General features: G+C 57.2%; 1 rRNA gene (only partly in view). It reads right to left on the bottom strand.

Features of this window, described 5'->3' with window-relative positions:
• Nucleotides 1–2: 2 nt before the first annotated feature.
• Nucleotides 3–1829 (bottom strand): 23S ribosomal RNA (locus AB0P35_RS41560) (it continues 837 nt past the right edge of the window).

Genomic DNA, 1829 nt, shown 5'->3' with positions numbered 1-1829 from the left:
CTGAGGACAAGCCCTCGGCCTATTAGTACCGGTCAACTCCACCCATTACTGGGCTTCCATATCCGGCCTATCAACCCAGTCGTCTACTGGGAGCCTTACCCTCTCAAGGAGGTGGGAGTGCTCATCTCGAAGCAGGCTTCCCGCTTAGATGCTTTCAGCGGTTATCCCTCCCGAACGTAGCCAACCAGCCATGCCCTTGGCAGGACAACTGGCACACCAGAGGTTCGTCCGTCCCGGTCCTCTCGTACTAGGGACAGCCCTTCTCAACACTCCTACGCGCACAGCGGATAGGGACCGAACTGTCTCACGACGTTCTAAACCCAGCTCGCGTACCGCTTTAATGGGCGAACAGCCCAACCCTTGGGACCTACTCCAGCCCCAGGATGCGACGAGCCGACATCGAGGTGCCAAACCATCCCGTCGATATGGACTCTTGGGGAAGATCAGCCTGTTATCCCCGGGGTACCTTTTATCCGTTGAGCGACGGCGCTTCCACAAGCCACCGCCGGATCACTAGTCCCTACTTTCGTACCTGCTCGACCCGTCAGTCTCACAGTCAAGCTCCCTTGTGCACTTACACTCAACACCTGATTGCCAACCAGGCTGAGGGAACCTTTGGGCGCCTCCGTTACCCTTTAGGAGGCAACCGCCCCAGTTAAACTACCCACCAGACACTGTCCCTGATCCGGATCACGGACCCAGGTTAGACATCCAGCACGACCAGAGTGGTATTTCAACGTCGACTCCACAACAACTGGCGTTGCCGCTTCACAGTCTCCCACCTATCCTACACAAGCCGAACCGAACACCAATATCAAGCTATAGTAAAGGTCCCGGGGTCTTTCCGTCCTGCTGCGCGAAACGAGCATCTTTACTCGTAATGCAATTTCACCGGGCCTGTGGTTGAGACAGTCGAGAAGTCGTTACGCCATTCGTGCAGGTCGGAACTTACCCGACAAGGAATTTCGCTACCTTAGGATGGTTATAGTTACCACCGCCGTTTACTGGCGCTTAAGTTCTCAGCTTCGCCCGACCGAAATCGGACTAACCGGTCCCCTTAACGTTCCAGCACCGGGCAGGCGTCAGTCCGTATACATCGCCTTACGGCTTCGCACGGACCTGTGTTTTTAGTAAACAGTCGCTTCTCGCTGGTCTCTGCGGCCACCCCCAGCTCAGACCGTAAAGATCCTCACCAGGGCTGGCCCCCCTTCTCCCGAAGTTACGGGGGCATTTTGCCGAGTTCCTTAACCACAGTTCACCCGAACGCCTCGGTATTCTCTACCTGACCACCTGAGTCGGTTTGGGGTACGGGCCGCCATGAAACTCGCTAGAGGCTTTTCTCGACAGCATAGGATCATCCACTTCACCACAATCGGCTCGGCATCAGGTCTCAGACTATGTGAACGGCGGATTTGCCTACCGTTCGTCCTACACCCTTACCCCGGGACTACCACCGCCCGGGCTGGACTACCTTCCTGCGTCACCCCATCGCTCACCTACTACAGGCTTGGACCGGCGGCTCCACCACGTCCCTTCGTCCGAAGACTCCGGGCCGGCTTCACGGCCTTAGCATCACCTGGTTCGACGTTGGCGCTTCAAAGCGGGTACGGGAATATCAACCCGTTGTCCATCGACTACGCCTGTCGGCCTCGCCTTAGGTCCCGACTTACCCTGGGCAGATCAGCTTGACCCAGGAACCCTTGGTCAATCGGCGCAAGAGTTTCCCACTCTTGTATCGCTACTCATGCCTGCATTCTCACTCGTGAACCGTCCACAACTGGATTCCTCCGCTGCTTCACCCGGCACACGACGCTCCCCTACCCATCACA

This window comes from Kitasatospora sp. NPDC085879, assembly GCF_040686255.1.
Lineage (GTDB): Bacteria > Actinomycetota > Actinomycetes > Streptomycetales > Streptomycetaceae > Kitasatospora.
The sequence above is the reverse complement of the archived record's forward strand: the minus strand, read 5'-3'. Positions and strand labels throughout refer to the sequence as shown.